14 protein-coding genes are annotated in these 17,199 nt (G+C 38.4%); 8 read left to right on the top strand and 6 right to left on the bottom strand.

All coding sequences use genetic code 11. The features are described 5' to 3' along the window. Window positions 1–63: 63 nt before the first annotated feature. From ilvD to ABD676_RS12050, 6 genes are all read right to left on the bottom strand, one after another. Window positions 64–1,764 carry a dihydroxy-acid dehydratase gene (gene ilvD, locus ABD676_RS12075; RefSeq protein WP_344674945.1) on the bottom strand — a complete coding sequence of 567 codons (1,701 nt, stop codon included), beginning with the start codon at window positions 1,762–1,764 and terminating at the stop codon, window positions 64–66. Further along, entirely contained in the window at window positions 1,748–2,638 is an 891-nt protein-coding gene (locus ABD676_RS12070) for a branched-chain amino acid transaminase (RefSeq protein WP_344674944.1), read from the bottom strand. The genes ilvD and ABD676_RS12070 overlap by 17 nt, the downstream gene beginning before the upstream one ends. A gap of 368 nt (window positions 2,639–3,006) precedes the next feature. Beyond that, window positions 3,007–3,255 carry an ATP synthase F1 subunit epsilon gene (gene atpC, locus ABD676_RS12065; RefSeq protein ID WP_344674943.1) on the bottom strand — a complete coding sequence of 83 codons (249 nt, stop codon included), beginning with the start codon at window positions 3,253–3,255 and terminating at the stop codon, window positions 3,007–3,009. A gap of 100 nt (window positions 3,256–3,355) precedes the next feature. Further along, complete coding sequence (gene atpD / locus ABD676_RS12060) at window positions 3,356–4,858, bottom strand: F0F1 ATP synthase subunit beta (protein ID WP_344674942.1); 1,503 nt, start codon at window positions 4,856–4,858, stop codon at window positions 3,356–3,358. Window positions 4,859–5,054: 196 nt separating this feature from the next. Beyond that, window positions 5,055–6,314, bottom strand: a complete 1,260-nt coding sequence (locus tag ABD676_RS12055; RefSeq protein ID WP_344674941.1) for a hypothetical protein — start codon at window positions 6,312–6,314, stop codon at window positions 5,055–5,057. Between the two features lie 27 nt (window positions 6,315–6,341). Then, a complete protein-coding gene (locus ABD676_RS12050; protein ID WP_344674940.1) occupies window positions 6,342–8,690 on the bottom strand; it encodes a TonB-dependent receptor in 2,349 nt (782 codons plus the stop codon). Between the two features lie 192 nt (window positions 8,691–8,882). Here ABD676_RS12050 and ABD676_RS12045 point away from each other — a divergent pair, with 192 nt between their 5' ends. The 8 genes from ABD676_RS12045 (at window position 8,883) to ABD676_RS12010 (ending at window position 16,434) form a co-directional block, all read left to right on the top strand. Then, window positions 8,883–10,004, top strand: coding sequence for an alpha/beta hydrolase (locus ABD676_RS12045; RefSeq protein WP_344674939.1), 1,122 nt, complete (start codon window positions 8,883–8,885; stop codon window positions 10,002–10,004). Window positions 10,005–10,014: 10 nt separating this feature from the next. Continuing rightward, a complete protein-coding gene (locus tag ABD676_RS12040; RefSeq protein WP_344674938.1) occupies window positions 10,015–11,061 on the top strand; it encodes a YncE family protein in 1,047 nt (348 codons plus the stop codon). 129 nt (window positions 11,062–11,190) lie between these two features. Then, the gene (locus ABD676_RS12035; RefSeq protein ID WP_344674937.1) at window positions 11,191–12,156 is read left to right on the top strand and encodes an ABC transporter permease; all 966 of its coding nucleotides are present in this window, start codon (window positions 11,191–11,193) and stop codon (window positions 12,154–12,156) included. Further along, window positions 12,153–13,106 carry an iron chelate uptake ABC transporter family permease subunit gene (locus ABD676_RS12030; protein ID WP_344674936.1) on the top strand — a complete coding sequence of 318 codons (954 nt, stop codon included), beginning with the start codon at window positions 12,153–12,155 and terminating at the stop codon, window positions 13,104–13,106. Before ABD676_RS12035 ends, ABD676_RS12030 begins: the two co-directional genes overlap by 4 nt. Continuing rightward, a complete protein-coding gene (locus ABD676_RS12025) occupies window positions 13,079–13,861 on the top strand; it encodes an iron ABC transporter ATP-binding protein (protein ID WP_344674935.1) in 783 nt (260 codons plus the stop codon). Before ABD676_RS12030 ends, ABD676_RS12025 begins: the two co-directional genes overlap by 28 nt. Window position 13,862: 1 nt before the next feature. After that, window positions 13,863–14,819, top strand: a complete 957-nt coding sequence (locus ABD676_RS12020) for a siderophore ABC transporter substrate-binding protein (RefSeq protein WP_344674934.1) — start codon at window positions 13,863–13,865, stop codon at window positions 14,817–14,819. A gap of 4 nt (window positions 14,820–14,823) precedes the next feature. Further along, a complete protein-coding gene (locus tag ABD676_RS12015; RefSeq protein ID WP_344674933.1) occupies window positions 14,824–15,636 on the top strand; it encodes a siderophore-interacting protein in 813 nt (270 codons plus the stop codon). Between the two features lie 435 nt (window positions 15,637–16,071). Next, window positions 16,072–16,434 carry a hypothetical protein gene (locus tag ABD676_RS12010; protein WP_344674932.1) on the top strand — a complete coding sequence of 121 codons (363 nt, stop codon included), beginning with the start codon at window positions 16,072–16,074 and terminating at the stop codon, window positions 16,432–16,434. The last annotated feature ends 765 nt before the right edge of the window (window positions 16,435–17,199 follow it).

Genomic DNA, 17,199 nt, shown 5'->3' with positions numbered 1-17,199 from the left:
AGTTTAGAAATTTAATAGCCTGCCAGTAGGTCTAACTACTAAATACTAACTACTATATACTCCTTAAAGATCTGTCACACAACCTTTCGATGCGTTAGCTACGGATTTAGCGTATTTGTATAATACCCCTTTGCTAACTTTTAAAGCTGGTTGTTGCCAAGCTGCTCTGCGGGCAGCGATCTCTTCATCAGAGACTTTCAGATTGATACTGTTGTTAACTGCATCGATTTCGATGATGTCATTATCTTGAACTAAGCCAATTAATCCGCCTTCATAGGACTCTGGGGTAATGTGTCCCACTACAAATCCATGCGTACCTCCAGAGAAACGACCATCGGTAATTAAAGCCACTGAGCTTCCTAAGCCAGCTCCTATGATTAAGGATGTAGGTTTTAACATTTCAGGCATTCCTGGAGCTCCTTTTGGACCTTCATTCTTGATCACAACAACATCTCCCGATTTGATTCTTCCGGTTTCCAATCCTTTTACCAAATCATGCTCCCCGTCAAATACGCGTGCAGGACCTGTAAAACGCTCGCCTTCTTTACCAGAAATCTTTGCAACAGAACCTTCTTCAGCTAAATTGCCGTATAAGATCTGTAAGTGGCCTGTGGCTTTGATTGGATCATTCAATTTATGGATGATAGGTTGATTATAATCGATGATGGATTTTACAGAAGCTAAATTCTCTGCTACCGTTTTCCCTGTAACCGTTATACAGTCACCATGCAATAGGCCTTCGTCCAATAAGTATTTCATTACTGCTGGGATACCACCATATTGGTGTAAATCTTGCATCAAGAATTTACCTGATGGTTTGAAGTCTGCAAGTACTGGCGTCTCATCAGACATACGTTGGAAGTCATCCGGACTAATATCCACGCCGACAGCATGGCCCATAGCGATAAAGTGTAAAACCGCATTGGTAGAACCTCCTAGGATGACGATAATACGCATCGCATTCTCAAATGCCTTGCGTGTCATGATGTCAGAAGGTTTAATGTCGTTTTCTAATAGGATGCGGATGTATTTTCCAACCTCTAAACATTCTTTTTGTTTATCTTCCGAGACAGCAGGATTAGAAGAGGAGTAAGGTAAGCTCATTCCCATTGCCTCAATTGCAGAAGCCATGGTGTTAGCTGTATACATTCCACCACAAGCACCAGCTCCTGGACAAGTATGACGGATAACCCCATCATAATCCTCATCGGAAATAGTACCAGCGATTTTCTTACCTAAGGCTTCAAAGGCTGATACAATGTTCAGTTCTTCACCTTTATAATGTCCTGGCGCGATTGTACCACCATATACCATGATAGCAGGTCTATTTAAACGACCCATGGCAATAATAGCACCTGGCATGTTCTTATCACATCCTGGGATGGCAACAACACCATCATAGTATTGACCACCACAAATTGTTTCTATACTGTCAGCAATAACATCACGAGAAACTAAAGAATAACGCATACCGTCCGTACCGTTGCTCATTCCATCACTCACCCCAATAGTACCGAAGGTTAATCCGACTAGATCCGAGTTCCAAATACCCTTTTTGACGACTGCTGCCAAATCATTCAGGTGCATGTTACAGGTGTTTCCATCATAACCCATGCTAGCAATTCCTACCTGAGCTTTCTCCATATCGGCATCAGTAAGACCAATACCATAAAGCATGGCTTTGGCTGCTGGCTGTGTCTCATCCTGTGTGAAGATGCGACTGTACTTGTTGATTCCCTTTTGGTTATCAGATGATGACTTCATAATTCTCTTGCTCTAATACTAAGTTTTTATATTTTCGTTGGATAGATGATCCGATGCTGTCTTCCCAGTCTTCCTGGAAATGCACATCGTCTACTTGTTTAATTCCGATGATGCCTGCTGCAGTACCGCTTAAAAATGCACTGTCGGCTTCATAGATATCTTTTATGGTTAAGCGCTTTTCGATGATATCGAAATTTAAACTTTTACAGATATCGATTACGGTTTCCCTTGTGATTCCAGGGAAGATGTTTCCCAATGGTGGGGTGTAGATTTTAAAGTCTTTTTCAATGAATAAGTTTTCGCTGGAAGCCTGTGCTACAAACCCTTCTTGATCCACCAATAAGGCTTCATCAAAACCTTTTTGGATAGCATCACTTGATGCCAAAATCGAATTGATGTATTGACCAGACACTTTTGCGTTAATAGGAAAGGACTTCGGATTAGGGCGTTCAATACGTGAGATATTTACGCGTAATAAATTCTGTCCTAAATAAGGACCCCATTCCCATGCTGCTATCATCACGTTGGCAGAGCTGGATGCGGTCAAGTGCATATTGGATCCAGAATATACCAAGGGTCTGATATATGCTGCACGAAGGTTATTTACTTCCAAGAGCTCGTAGGTCTTCTCGATCAACTCGCGGTTGTCCCAAGAATAGGGAAGACCGATAGCCTTACAAGAAAGCTTTAATCGATCAAAATGTTCTTCCGCTTTAAAGATGCGTGTACCGTTGTGGGTACTATAAGCGCGTAGGCCTTCAAATGCACCATATCCATAATGTAAGGATTGTCCGAATAGATCTGCACCGGCGTTATTTGCTTTCACAAATTCACCGTTTAAATAGATCATCGTGTCTTGATTGTAATACTGCATAAAACCTACCTTTTGTTTTGATAATTACACCTTAGCAAAATCCCATAAAAACCATTGGAATTTATTACTTCGTTAAGTTAGCTTGAATAAAAATTCTTTACAATAGCCGAACAAAGTATTTTGATAAAGTTTATTATTTTGAATATTTAATTATTGTAAAATTTTATTTTGTTTATAATAGTAAATTATCAATTTTAGTTTTGATGTTAGTAGACTAAAATTAAAATTGGTATAGTGGTCTGTTTTTGAAGAAATTTCAAAAATCTTGAAAATTCTTCCTGAAATGAGAAAAATCGTGATAAAAGTGCAAAAAAATAGCCCTTAGAACTTTGAAGTTTTAAGGGCTATTTATCTTTTATTTTAGCTATCTAATTCTCTACGATTCCTTCCGCTAAAATGATGATATTGTTGTCCTTTACTTCGACCACACCACCTTTAATAATAATGACTAGCTCATCATTAATATTCTTAATAATGACTTTGCCATCTTCTAGCGTAGACACAATAGCCGCGTGGTCCTTCAGAATCTGAAAGGAACCCGCCGATCCCGGAACTGTAACTGCTGTTACATCACCTTCGTAAGCTAATTTGTCTGGAGTAATTACTGTTAATTTCATTTTTTATTTGTATTTAGTAGTTAGTATAAAGTATTTAGACCCTAAACCAGGTATTTAGTAGTTAGGTCTAATTACTAACTACTAAATACTATCTACTAATTTACACTGCTTCTGCTAATAGTTTCTTACCTTTTTCGATAGCGTCTTCAATAGTACCTACTAAGTTGAAAGATGCTTCTGGGTATTCATCAACTTCACCGTCAATGATCATGTTGAATCCTTTGATGGTGTCTTGGATGTCTACTAAACAACCTTTCAAACCTGTAAACTGCTCAGCTACGTGGAATGGTTGTGACAAGAAACGTTGTACACGACGTGCGCGGTGTACTGTTAATTTATCTTCTTCAGATAACTCGTCCATACCTAAGATGGCGATGATATCTTGAAGTTCTTTATAACGTTGAAGAATTTCTTTTACGCGTTGTGCTGTGTTGTAGTGCTCATCACCTAAAACTGCTGGAGAAAGGATACGTGAAGTAGAATCCAATGGATCCACCGCAGGGTAGATACCTAACTCAGAGATTTTACGAGACAATACAGTAGTTGCATCTAAGTGGGCGAATGTTGTAGCTGGCGCAGGGTCAGTTAAGTCATCCGCAGGTACATATACTGCTTGTACTGAAGTGATGGAACCGTTTTTAGTGGAAGTAATACGCTCTTGCATTAAACCCATTTCAGTTGCTAATGTAGGTTGGTAACCTACTGCTGATGGCATACGACCTAATAAAGCCGATACCTCAGAACCTGCTTGGGTGAAACGGAAGATATTATCGATAAAGAATAATACGTCACGTCCTTGTCCTTCGCCATCACCGTCACGGAAGTATTCCGCTACAGTAAGACCAGATAAAGCTACACGAGCACGAGCACCAGGAGGCTCATTCATCTGTCCGAATACGAAAGTACATTTTGAATCTTTCATCAATTCCAAGTCAACAGTATCCAAAGGCCATTCGCCTTTTTCCATGCCTTCCATGAAATGATCACCATATTTAATAATGCCTGATTCCAACATCTCACGCAATAAGTCATTACCCTCACGAGTACGCTCGCCTACTCCGGCAAATACCGAAAGACCACCGTGACCTTTTGCAATGTTATTAATCAACTCCTGAATTAATACGGTCTTACCTACACCGGCACCACCGAATAATCCAATCTTACCACCTTTTGCGTAAGGCTCTAATAAATCGATTACCTTGATACCTGTGAAAAGTACTTCCGATTCTGTCGATAAATCCTCAAACTTAGGAGGTACGTTGTGAATAGCACGGCCGTTCTCTTTGTTTAATGCTGGAATACCGTCAATTGGATCTCCAACAACGTTAAATACTCGACCTTTGATCTCTTCACCAACAGGCATCTTGATAGGTGCTCCGGTGTCTACAACCTGCATACCACGAACTAATCCTTCGGTAGCATCCATCGCAATCGTACGAACACGTTCTTCACCTAAGTGCTGTTGAACCTCTAATACAATACGTTGTCCATTTTCTTTTTCAATGTACAATGCATCGTAAATCTTCGGAAGATTTTCATTGTCGGCAAAGTTGACGTCGACCACTGGGCCGATAATCTGCGCTATTTTACCAATATTGGGCATATTATAGGGACTAAAATTTATTAATCAATTTAAATACAGCTCGTTTTACATCCTGCATTTCGGAATGCAAAAATAAGTTTTATCTCCTTAAAACCAAAAGGGATATGCATAATAAATAATAATTTTTTTTATAAGCCCATTTATAAGGCTCTGACAACCTCATAAACGGTGCTTTCTATTATAATTTATCCTACTATTAATTCTTTATAGTAACCTTATATAATCCAGATACAGAGCCTCCTGCTGTTACATTAAACAAGGATTTCGCTGTTGTTCCTGTTAATTCATAATAACCATTCTGACTGCCATCTTTCGTGTTTACACGCAATAATATTTTTCCGTCAATTTCTATCGCACAAAAGGCCGCTCCAGGATTTGTAACTGAAGGAATACCAGAAATCTTGGTTTTTACCTTATCCGAAATATTAATGCTGTAAAAATCCCATATATCTTCAAAATTGATGTTACCTGTTGGTCCAATGGTCAAAGCGGTATTTGGAATCACGGTGATGATCTTACCATCTTTGGCAAATACCGAAACAAACTTACCTCCTGCTTGAATATCATCCATATTCAGACTCCAGGTTTTATCGATGTCTGTTTCCGCTGCCTTAATCCGAACAATCTTAGATTTTCCCCCAATCGCTGAACGTCCTTGGGTCACGATGTAGAGGTCTCCATTGGTGTCAAAATCATACATGTTATTATCATTAATGTATGCGATAGAACCAGTTTCTTCAATTTTGATGGTTTTCTCATATTTCTTGCTTGCCAAATCAATGACAGCGATATAAACATCTGGAAAATAATCATCAAAAAATCCCTTTTGTGCAGCATTAGTCTTTGCGTAGGTCACATTGGCATATAGTTTACCACCTTTAATGGCCAAGAACTTTTGTCCAATTGAACGGAATAAGATCTCTGGAACATCCTTTCCACGCTCATTGACAACTGCTGTTAAATCCAACTCACCTGTTCTGGCCATCGTCGCTGGATTGAACGTTTGTATAGCCAATGGTTTTGCACCATCCCAATAATAACCTGAAGAGGCATTCTCGATCACAAAATTACCTGTACCATTAGTCTTATTATCACCAGCAATAAATTTTGCCGAACTGATTTTTCCTTGGGCGTCAACCGTTAATTCCTCAATACCTAACGCGTTGGTCTGTGAGCTGAACATTTTAAATAAACGGTTTTCCTGCGGTCTCCATCCCCCAAAGCCTAACCCTTGAAAACTATTGCTACCCTTATTGTCAATGTTCCCACTTGGCAACTGATCAAAGGCAGTAGCGAATCCTGGCTTATCCAGCTTGTTCTCACTCATTGTAATTAAAACATATTTATCTTTTCCTGTTTCAACAGGTGGAGTAGGTGAGTCTTCAGAGCAACTAACAAATAAACTGATGGCCAAAGCTAAAAGTAAACTGGCTTTTGTTTTTGTGAACATATTCATAGTATAACGTTTTATATTTTTTTGATATTAAAATTGATAACTTAATTTAAGATGAAAGCTTCTTCCAGGTCTTTGAACCCGGTAATAGTCATATAATTCCTGATTTAATAGGTTTCTGACCTCTGCTCCCAATTGCAATTTCGAAGGAGCGAATTTATAGAGTGCTCCTACATTCCATACTTGTTGATTGGGGATGATTAAGTTGGAGTTGAGATTGGCACTTCCTTGAAGTCCCAGAAAGCCTCCTGGTTCTAAATCTTTAGAAATAGTCTCCAAATAGAACTCACGCATAAAATTATAATGCAGGAAAAGTTTAAGCTCATCTTGTTGGGAAAACAGGTTGTCATATTTTGCCTGTGCTGCGAGGTTAGCGAAGAAATAAGGTGTATTACGAAGTCTTGCTTCGTTTTTCCAACTATCTACTGGTTTGCTGATACCAAATAGGCGTAAGTCCTGCCAAGTGGCATTTCCACTTATGCTATAGTTCTTGTTTAGCTGGTAGGCTAAATCTAAATCAAACCCGAATCCTTTTACTTGATCTTGATTTTGATATTGTGCATTTGGTGCTTGAATCGGAACCAAAAGAATTAAATCTTTCGTACGGCGGTAAAATCCATTAAACTCGAATTGTAGTTTATCGAAAAATCGACTTTGATATCCTATACTAGCATTGAAACTACGTTCTGGATTAATCTCAAAATTAGGGACAATGAATACGTTGTTTCCAAAGAGTTCCTCTCGCTCGGGAAGGCGATAGCTGTATTCTATAGATCCCCGGACTAAAGACAAAGGATTGATCTGATATTTTATGGCTTCTGTTACTCCCCAATAATTGCCGCTGACCTCCCTGAAATTATCCAAGGTGATTTCTGTAAAGTACCAAGTATTGTTAATTCCGGAAGCGATATATCGATAATGTTTGGCGATGACCTGATTTTGGAGTTTCTCACCAAAGAAATAGTTTTCCAGTCCCAGGTTAAAGACATGTTTTTGATATTTAGCAGGAAGACTAAGGACATCTTCTCCAGTACCTTGGACTTTTGGACCTAAAGGATCTTTCCCTGAACGGGACACATTGGAAAACACATAATTGAATTCTAATTTACTGAATGGATTCAGTTGATAAGATAAGTTACTTCTGCTTAACCATTGCTTTTCATGAATCTCTGAGTTGGACGCCAATCGGCTTTCTCCAGGTTCTGTTCTGGGGCTAAAGTTGCCATACCAATCGTATCGACCATGTAAGGTGTCAATTCGTTGCGAAATCAGATCATTATATGATCCGTATTGATCAATTTTTAATTTTCCGTCAAAGAAAGTTTTTTGATAACGAATAGATGGGGCAACAGTACGTTGTTTTCCTAAAACAGCACCATAGGCATCCGTCATTAGGGCTGGGTGTTGTTGCTCTTTCTCCAGGTCAAAACCCAATATGGAGAATTTTAATTCATCAGCCCAAGTCCGTTCCCGAATACTAAAGTAGGCCTCCGCAAAAGCATTTCGATACGCATTATGAAATAAAGGCAAGCGTTGCTTTTCCAAGTTCATAGTCTCTGGATTAGGAACCTCCAGCATCGCTATATAGTTATTTGATGAATAATTATAGTTTAAATCTAGACCATAACCCAAACGTCTATCCTTTGAAAAAAAATGACTGGTGACACCTGCACGATGAGTCTGAAATGACCCAATCTCATAATAAGCCCTTAATTGATTTTCAGATGATTGATTGCTGACCAAATTGACAGCACCACCTAAGGCATCTGCTCCCAAATTTACAGGCAATATCCCCTTATAGATTTGAATATGATCCAATAATTCTAGAGGAATAACACTCATATTATATCCTTCACCCAAATAATCGATGGGAATTCCATCCTTGAAATATTTAATCGCTTTTCCTTGAAATCCATTGATGGACAATTCTGGTTTGCTTCCTAAACTGCCATTTTGCCGTACTCGAATACCAGGACTGTGATTCATGATATCCGTTAATGAACTTGCTTGAGCAGATATCGCCCGTGTATCAATAATAATCGAACGGATAGGCTCTTTCTTGGATTTTTCTAAGCGTCCTCTCCCAACAACCTCAATACCCTCTATCAACTCAGCTTCCCGAAATAGACTTATCTCTAGGTTTAAATTTTCACCCGCGTTTTTATTGATGGTATCCCGGTATGTGCGAAAACCAATAGCCTGTACCTCCAAAATATTAGCGCCCGGCTTTACTTGACTGAACTGTGCCAAACCTAGACTATTGCTACTGGATTTATAAGATTCTAAACGAATCGTAGCCGATGAAACAGCCTCATGAGAACTAGCATCAGAAACTTTAATTGTCACTTGACCAGTTTCTTGTGCTATTGCGGTTGACAAAAAAATACTACTAATAAATATGAAAACAATTACTCCACGAAATGTCATTTACGATCCTTTTTCTCTACATGTTCGCTAGCAAATATAGAGTTATTTATAATTATTCTAAATAATTATTGCAATTTGTTTAGAATCTCTCTAAATTAGCGGGGTCATTTAAGTTGAAATAATTATTGCACTAAGGTTAATATCTTGTATCAGATTCAAATAAATATTCTAAATAATAGCGATCGCTATATAGGCGAGCCACTTTACTTAGCGGGTACTTTTAATAATTGGGATCCGGAGCATTTGCATGTTGGTCAGATTCCGGCTCAAGGGGAATGGATTAGTTATACCTTATTTGGAATCCCTGAAGGCGAATTGGATTTAAAACTATCCAGAGGTTCCTTTTCCACTTTGCGTGCTAGTAAAGAAGGAAGTTTATTGGATGCAGCTTCATTTGAGGTTACTCAAGATTTGATCATAGATTTGGAGATCGATGCATGGCGTGATGATTTTCTAGCTTCTACGGCAAGTCCACAAGTTCAGGTTTTGGACAAGCACTTTTATTTTCCAGAATTAGCAGTTTACCGTCGTGTATGGATTTATTTGCCTAAAGGATACGCCGAATCACAAGCAGAATATCCGGTGCTGTATATGCATGATGGGCAACATTTGTTTGATGAGGCGACCTCAGTCGGCCGTGCAGGTCCTGTGGAATGGCGGGTTGATGAAACTATAGATAAAGCAGATCTAGCAAGTATAGTTGTAGCTATTGACCATGCACAAGATTATGATCGCCGGGAACAGGAATACATGATTCACCCCACGGCAGAGATAATTGATCCTCGAGGTCAGGCCTACCTGGAAGATATCGTCAATACCTTGAAGCCATATGTAGATAAGCATTATCGGACGAGTAAAGACCCACAATTAACAGCCATGGTAGGTAGTTCACTTGGAGGATTAATGGCCACTTACGCTGGATTACTTTATCCCGAAACATTCGGTACCATTGGTTCCTTTTCTCCTTCCATCTGGTTGGATAATGAACCGCTTTATGCCTTGACAGATTTGCAGTATTCTATGAGAAAAGACGATTATAAAAATCAAGAAATCTATTTCTATATCGGAGAAAAGGAAAATCGTGTGACTTCATCGTTACAGATGTTTCAAGATTTAAAGGATTACATACAACATATAACAAGCATCTACTCAGGGGAAATTACATTCCATACCCATCCATCTGGTAAGCATAGTGCGCATTACTGGCAATATGCTTTTAAAGAGTTTTATGGGTATTGGCAAGAACGACATTTTTCTAAACAATAATATAATTTATATGAATACACTTGAAACCAACCAACACAAGTTCGTAAATGGCAAAATGTTATTTACGCTAGCTGGATTATTCGTTTTCACTTTCCAAGCTCAAGCTCAAAAGTTAGAAAAATCAGCTCCGGCAGGTACAGGAATATATGAAGCTGTGATCAGTGCTAAGGATGGACATATCTATGTGACTTCTGCCGGTTCTAGAACCAATCCAGGAGGGGCATTGTACAAAATCAATCCAAAGGATCTAGCAATTGTCGATAGCATCTTGTTGAAAGAGAATCCACCATTTGGAATTGGCATCAACAATAAAACACATATTGCGTATACCAGCAATACCAGGACAAATTCGGTAAGCGCAGTAGACTTGCAAACTGGAAAATTGATTGCTACCATCAGTAATGGAGCAAAAGAATCGCATACCAGAGAGGTTTTAGTCGATGAGGTAAATAACCTGATTTATGTATCTGATGTGGGTGATCCAAGTAACATTTGGGTAATTGATGGAAAAACCAATAAGTTTTCACATCAAATAGATAACCTAGGAAAGACAGCCACTGGCATGACTTTCTTAAAGGGAACAGATAAGATTTATTTAACGGTGATTGGTGAAAATGCCATTTATGTTGTCAATACCAAGACAAAAGCAGTAGAAAAGAAATTCCCTTCTGGAGGCGAAGCGCCAGTTAATATCACGACTGACGGAAAAAACCTGATCGTTGCCAATCAAAAGTCTGGTACTGTTACGGTATTATCGGAAGATGGAGCATTATTGAAAAGCATCCCTACAGGCAATGGTGCCATAGGAATTGCTTATGACTCCATCAAAAAACGCATTTATTCAGCCAATAGACAGACTGGAACAACAAGTGTAATCGATGCGCAATCCTATGAGGTATTACAAGAATTGCCTACAGGTTCCTTTCCTAACCATGTTAAAATCGATCCGAATACAGGAACGGCATACGTGATCAATAAAGCTAAAGGTGGTAGACCCGTTGAAGGTCAACCGGTAGTAGTCGATAAAAACGGAGATACCATCAGTAAGATTAACTAAGTCTGTTTTGAAAATTCCATAATGACCTAAGTCAATGGTAATTTATTAACAAGGATTTATTTTTTAAGTATGAAATAATTCTTGGGTTCTAAAGGATCCAAGAATTGCTTTTAAATAAGAACACACAATTTGATTCAAACAAACAAGCATTTTTTCCTTTGGTCCATCGCCATTGTTGCTCTGTTGATATTATGCTGGTTGTCCTTGATTACAGGTGTCAAGGATATTCGCATTTCAGAAGTATTATCTGATGCGGATCAACTTTTATTTCTTTTAATCAGTCGAGTACCTAGAACATTGGCCTTGGTCTTGGTCGGGGCAGGGATGAGTATAGCTGGATTTATCCTACAGCAGCTTTCGCAAAACCGGTTTGTATCTCCAACCACCTCTGGCTCTCTTGAGGCCGCAAAAATGGGTGTATTGGTTGCATTGATATTTTTTCCTACGGCGTCTTTGTTCCTTAGAATGCTGTTTTCGATGATTTTTTGTTTTGGGATTTCTTTACTCTTTATCCTATTCATTTCAAAAGTAAAACTTAGATCTACCGTATTTATACCCTTAATAGGTTTGATGTTCGGAAGTATACTGAGTGCTGCAGCCACATTTTTTGCCTATAAACATGGCATTGTTCAAAACACACAAGAATGGTTGTTAGGTGACTTCTCTGCAGTTCTTGCAGGGCAGTATGAAGCCATATACCTGATTTTGCCTGCAGTAATACTTATTTATTTTTATGCCGAAAAGATTACCATTGTCGGAATGGGGGAGTCCTTTGCTAAAAACTTAGGACTGTCTTATCAACAAGTGCTTTATATAGGTTTATTTACCGTGTCCTTGGTGGTTAGTGCTTCTATGGTAACAGTCGGAGCCATTCCCTTTATTGGACTGATTATTCCCAATTTTATAAGTATATATTTTGGGGATAATCTCAAAAGAACTCTTCCTATTACAGCCTTTGCAGGAGCTATTTTTCTTCTGATTTGTGATATTATAGGAAGACTGCTCGTGTTTCCTTTTGAAATTCCTATTGGGATGATCGTTGGTATTATTGGAGGGATTCTATTCCTAGTACTGATTGTAAGGAGGGATTCATGAAGGCATCGTTAAAACTTTCTGCACTGATTCTCTTGCTGTTGGGCTTAATTGTATTATTTATGAGCTACCAAGTCGGCTGGAACAATGAGTATGTCTTAAGCCGACGTGCCATACGCGTAGGAACGATGCTGGTCGTAGGAATTAGTGTGGCCTTCTCCTCATTGATTTTCCAAACCATCAGTAATAATAGGATTCTAACCCCTTCCATCATGGGCTATGAATCTATTTTTATCCTCTTTCAAACTGTCATTGTATTCTATTATGGCGATAAAGCATTTAAGGTTATTAGTCAAGAGGAAAACTTCTTTTACGCCATTATCCTGATGTTGCTTTTCTCGGTACTGATGTACATGATCATGTTCGGGAAAAACAAAAAGGGAATGTATCAATTACTGTTGCTGGGAATGGTAATGGGGACTTTATTCCAAACCATGAGTCAATTTCTGCATGTCATGATTGACCCGAATGAGTTCTCCATTATTCAGAACTTTATGTTTGTTTCATTCTCAAAAATGAATACCAGTTTATTGGGTATAGCAGCGATAACCCTCATTGGAACTATTGTTTACAGCAGTTTTTATTTTCGGTATTTGGACGTTACTGCCTTAGGTAAGGAGCATGCGATCAATCTAGGTGTGAACTATGACCATATGATTAAACGGTTTATGCTGATCATCTCCTTGTTAGTATCCGTATCCACGGCATTGGTTGGACCGATTACCTTTTTAGGTATTCTGGTTAGTAACCTGACATATGAACTCTTTAAAACGCGAAAGCATCGTCAAATGCTGTGGATTTGTGCTCTTATTTCCTGTAGTTGCTTGCTGTTAGGACAGTTTTTAGTGGAACATGTGCTCCAATTTTCCACTACCGTGAGTATCGTAATTAATTTTATTGGTGGAGCTTATTTTATGTATTTATTATGGATAACAAGGAAAAAAATCAGTTAAGTTTTACGGCAATTTCCAAGCATTATGGAAAGAAAGAAGTGCTGAAAGATTTAAGTGGCAGCATTCCCAATCAGCAAATTACTTCCCTTATAGGGCCAAATGGTGCTGGGAAGAGCACACTCCTTGCCATATTGAGCCGACTGATAAAACAAGATGGGGGACAGGTATCCTTTATTGAAAGAGATCTTCTAAGCTATAAATCCGCTGATTTAGCAAAGAAACTATCCATTCTTAAGCAATCGAATCATTTAGATATTAAACTTACCGTAAAGGATTTGGTGTCCTTTGGTCGCTTCCCATACAGTCAAGGTAAATTAAAGGAAGATGATTGGAAAAAAATCAATGCTGCATTGGCATTCTCAGACTTGGGCGATTTACAAGATGCCTACTTAGATGAACTGAGTGGTGGACAAAGACAAAGAGCATTTATCGCTATGATTATTGCGCAGGATACCGATTACATTTTATTGGATGAGCCATTGAACAATTTGGATATGAAACACTCCGTGCAGGTGATGAAGACCTTGCGTCGCTTGGTGGATGAGCTTGGAAAGACGGTTATCCTGGTTATACATGAAATCAATTTTGCCGCCCAATATTCCGATCATATTATTGCCCTGAAAAATGGTGAAATATGTTATAATGATTATGTTGATAAGGTTATTTCACCTGAGGTGTTGAAAGATATCTTCGATATCGAGTTTGATATCCTCGAAAGAAACAATAGAAAAATATGCAACTATTTTAATTTATAAAATGATGAATACGAAATCGAAATTATTAACTCGCTATACCGGAATGTTGTTAAGTTTCCTGTTCTTACTGAACGCTTGTCAATCTGGAAATAAATCCAACCGCATAGAAGGTAGCCAAGATACCATACAGGTAAATCATAAATTAGGACAAACAACCCTGCAGTTAAATCCCGATCGTGTGGTAGCTATGGACATTGGAGCTTTAGAAACCATGCATGAACTTGGTGTTAAAGCTGTCGGAACTCCGCGTAAATTTATTCCTGCTTATCTATCCACGTTAAAGGATAATCCAGACATTACCGATGTAGGCTCTGTGGTTGAGCCAGATTTTGAAGCAATCGCGGCATTAAATCCAAACTTGATCTTAATCTCCACCAGACAAGAACGGTTCTATGATGAACTCAAGGATATTGCACCAACTGTTTTTGTTGGAACGGATAATAAAAATTACTTCGAATCCTTTGAGAATAATGTGAAACTGATCGGTCGTATTTTTCAGAAAGAAGATCTTGCTTTAGAGAAATTAAAAACCATCGAACAGAAAGTGAAAACGGCACAAGACCGTTATTCTCAAGATCCAAACAAGGGCTTGTTTCTTATTTATAACAATGGGAAATTCTCGGCTTTTGGTAAAGGCTCTCGTTTTGGTTTTATCCATGATGTTTTGCAAATAAAACCACTAATGGATCTGGATGATGAATCAGTACATGGACAACGTGTGTCAAATGAGCTAGTAGCAGAGCGAAATCCGGATTACTTATTCATCGTGGATCGTAATGCTGCGGTGGTAGGAAAAAAGGCCAATAAGCAAGATGTGGAGAATCGTTTGATTCAAGAAACCAATGCTTTTAAAAACAAAAAGATCTTTTACCTGGACCCCGAAGTTTGGTTCATTTCAGGTGGTGGATTGACCTCTGTAAATCTGATGTTAGACGATATTTTAAAATTAATCCCTTAGTTTCATGGAAAACCCTATTATAGCAAAACATATATTTAAAGTAACGGAGAAGACCTATATCACGCCTCATTATATTCGCATAAAGCTGAAATCGGAGGATGATATTGCTTTCGATCAATGTACTCCAGGTGCTAACAATAAAATTTTTATTCCTCCGGCAGGGCAAACTGAGGTGCAATTTGCAAGTTTCGATAGCGAAAAGGGAGAGTGGGTTATGCCAGATGAGTCAGTCAAACCATTAGTGCGTACCTATACTCACCGCGGCATTGATCCACAAAGTAAAGAAATCAGCATCGACTTTGTCAATCATGGCGACAACGGACCTGCCTCAGCTTGGGCAAGAAATGCCGAGTTACAGGATCAACTGGGCGTGGCTATGAAAATCCGTCCCACTAAACTATACACGGAAGCCGACTGGTATTTTTTAATTGCGGATGCGACGGCTATTCCAGTGCTATGCTGTATCCTTGAGAGTTTGCCACTTGAGGCAAAAGGATATATGGTAGTGGAAGTGCCTAGTGAAGCCGATATTCACCCAGAAGTAACACATCCTGGTTTTGAGGTTCATTGGGTCATAAACTCCATGCCTGAAATGGGAAGCCAATTGGCTTCCATCACAAAACAAATCCCAATACCTTCCAATAAGTCAAGATTTGCACACATCGCTTGCGAATACAGCACCGTAAAGGAACTGCGAAGCTATTTTAAAGATGAATTGCAATGGACAAAGGAAGAATTTTATGCCTTTTCCTATTGGAAGGCCGGAATAGCTGAAGATCATTCCGCAAAAGAAAGAAGAGAGGAGAAAAATGCTTAAGGTGTAAAAGTAGTGAGACCGCTGCGCTATTGGAAATGAGATGTGAGAGTACCTCATGAATTCCTTTTCTAGTGCTTTAATTATTATAAAGTATTAAACTATTTCCCTAACCCTTCATTTACGGACTATCTTTTCATTTTTGCAAACTCATAAAAATATTATCGTATATTTAATTCAGCTAACTATTTAAAAAAACCTTCATATTATAAACAAGAAGTATTTTATTTTCTCTGTTGTTGCATACCTGTATTTATTTTTAGGATGAAGTAGACAACCTTTAATCGAAGACCAAATCGATAATTTTAGTAAGTTAAATAGTAGAAATCTTTCAAAACACACTCTTGTATATGGTAGTGAATTTATTAAAAAAGTAAAATGAAAAGATTTTTTTTATATACCATAATTTTACTCTTCATGTCATGTGGTAAGAATCATATGGATGAATTTGCGACAGGCAATAGTCAAAAGGGGATTGTTGGTAAATGGAAGCTGGTTCGGTCAGAAAACGGAATTGGAAACGGTGACGTTAATGTTGTTGATAGAAGAAGTGAAAATTTTATTATAACTTTTGATTCTATAGGCAACACAACTAATCCCAATTTTGAGTGTAAGGGTAAATATAATTTTACTTGGGATGAAGAAGGTAAAAATCACGAGCCCAACATGACCATAAATTTTGATTGTCCTGTTTCAACAGCAGAATATTATGCTGGATTTGAGGATAATAATCATTTATACTTGAGTAATGTACATTGTGACGAACAGTGTACGGATATTTATAGAAGATTAAAAGATTAACCCCAATAAATATTCTTACTTATAGTATTAATAAGTCAAAGCTTATTGCGATGTGTGGAAAATCGTTTTGGAAAATTATTGTCCAAAAACTAGACCTATACATCGTAATAATCTTTTGCTCAACCCTTCCTTTATGGCCTGCCTCCTAGGGTATGGTGATAATAAATTTTAAAATCACGATTGTTTGTAGGCGAGGCATGCATCGCCCGCATCCAATTACATCCAATAAACACAATCAAAAACGTCATAAAATAAGGCAACAAACTTTAAAACTTTGATGACCTTCTTGCATAGTTTGAAGTTCCTCCATCGTCGATGGAGGATGACGAGGCCTTATGTGGGGTAGGAGAGACTCTTCGCTTCGCTCTGAGTTGTAAATGGCAAATTTCCTTTCCCATTTGACCTTTTCCATTTTTACTTTTCTCTCTATATTTTCCACTTTTCCCTTTCTTCTTTTTCCCTTTTTCAATTCCACTTTCTGATGTCTGTAGTCTGTCGTCTGACGTCTATTCAAAGCTGTTTTCTTTGGTACTCCTTCGGATCTCCTTCGGATCTCCTTCGGAACTTGTTCGGAACTCCTTCGGATCTCGTTCGGTTCCGACCGAACGAGATCCGAACAAGATCCATATCAGATCCGAGAAAATTCCCTAAGGGTATCGAACTTATCTAGACCCAATACTTAGCTTAACCTTAATGAAATACGAAGGCTGTATTTCATATACTACTTTTATAGGAAAGGAGAGTGCTTTCAGCTTTAAAACTATG

Origin of the sequence: Sphingobacterium kyonggiense (assembly GCF_039536825.1) — a bacterium.
GTDB classification, from domain to species: Bacteria; Bacteroidota; Bacteroidia; order Sphingobacteriales; family Sphingobacteriaceae; genus Sphingobacterium; species Sphingobacterium kyonggiense.
The sequence above is the reverse complement of the archived record's forward strand: the minus strand, read 5'-3'. Positions and strand labels throughout refer to the sequence as shown.

Excerpts from the sequence above, each read along its gene's own strand:
- ilvD (WP_344674945.1), bottom strand. The coding sequence starts at position 1,764 with ATGAAGTCATCATCTGATAACCAAAAGGGAATCAACAAGTACAGTCGC.
- ABD676_RS12070 (WP_344674944.1), bottom strand. The coding sequence starts at position 2,638 with ATGCAGTATTACAATCAAGACACGATGATCTATTTAAACGGTGAATTT.
- atpC (WP_344674943.1), bottom strand. The coding sequence starts at position 3,255 with ATGAAATTAACAGTAATTACTCCAGACAAATTAGCTTACGAAGGTGAT.
- atpD (WP_344674942.1), bottom strand. The coding sequence starts at position 4,858 with ATGCCCAATATTGGTAAAATAGCGCAGATTATCGGCCCAGTGGTCGAC.
- ABD676_RS12055 (WP_344674941.1), bottom strand. The coding sequence starts at position 6,314 with ATGAATATGTTCACAAAAACAAAAGCCAGTTTACTTTTAGCTTTGGCC.
- ABD676_RS12040 (WP_344674938.1), top strand. The coding sequence starts at position 10,015 with ATGAATACACTTGAAACCAACCAACACAAGTTCGTAAATGGCAAAATG.
- ABD676_RS12030 (WP_344674936.1), top strand. The coding sequence starts at position 12,153 with ATGAAGGCATCGTTAAAACTTTCTGCACTGATTCTCTTGCTGTTGGGC.
- ABD676_RS12025 (WP_344674935.1), top strand. The coding sequence starts at position 13,079 with ATGGATAACAAGGAAAAAAATCAGTTAAGTTTTACGGCAATTTCCAAG.
- ABD676_RS12020 (WP_344674934.1), top strand. The coding sequence starts at position 13,863 with ATGATGAATACGAAATCGAAATTATTAACTCGCTATACCGGAATGTTG.
- ABD676_RS12015 (WP_344674933.1), top strand. The coding sequence starts at position 14,824 with ATGGAAAACCCTATTATAGCAAAACATATATTTAAAGTAACGGAGAAG.
- ABD676_RS12010 (WP_344674932.1), top strand. The coding sequence starts at position 16,072 with ATGGATGAATTTGCGACAGGCAATAGTCAAAAGGGGATTGTTGGTAAA.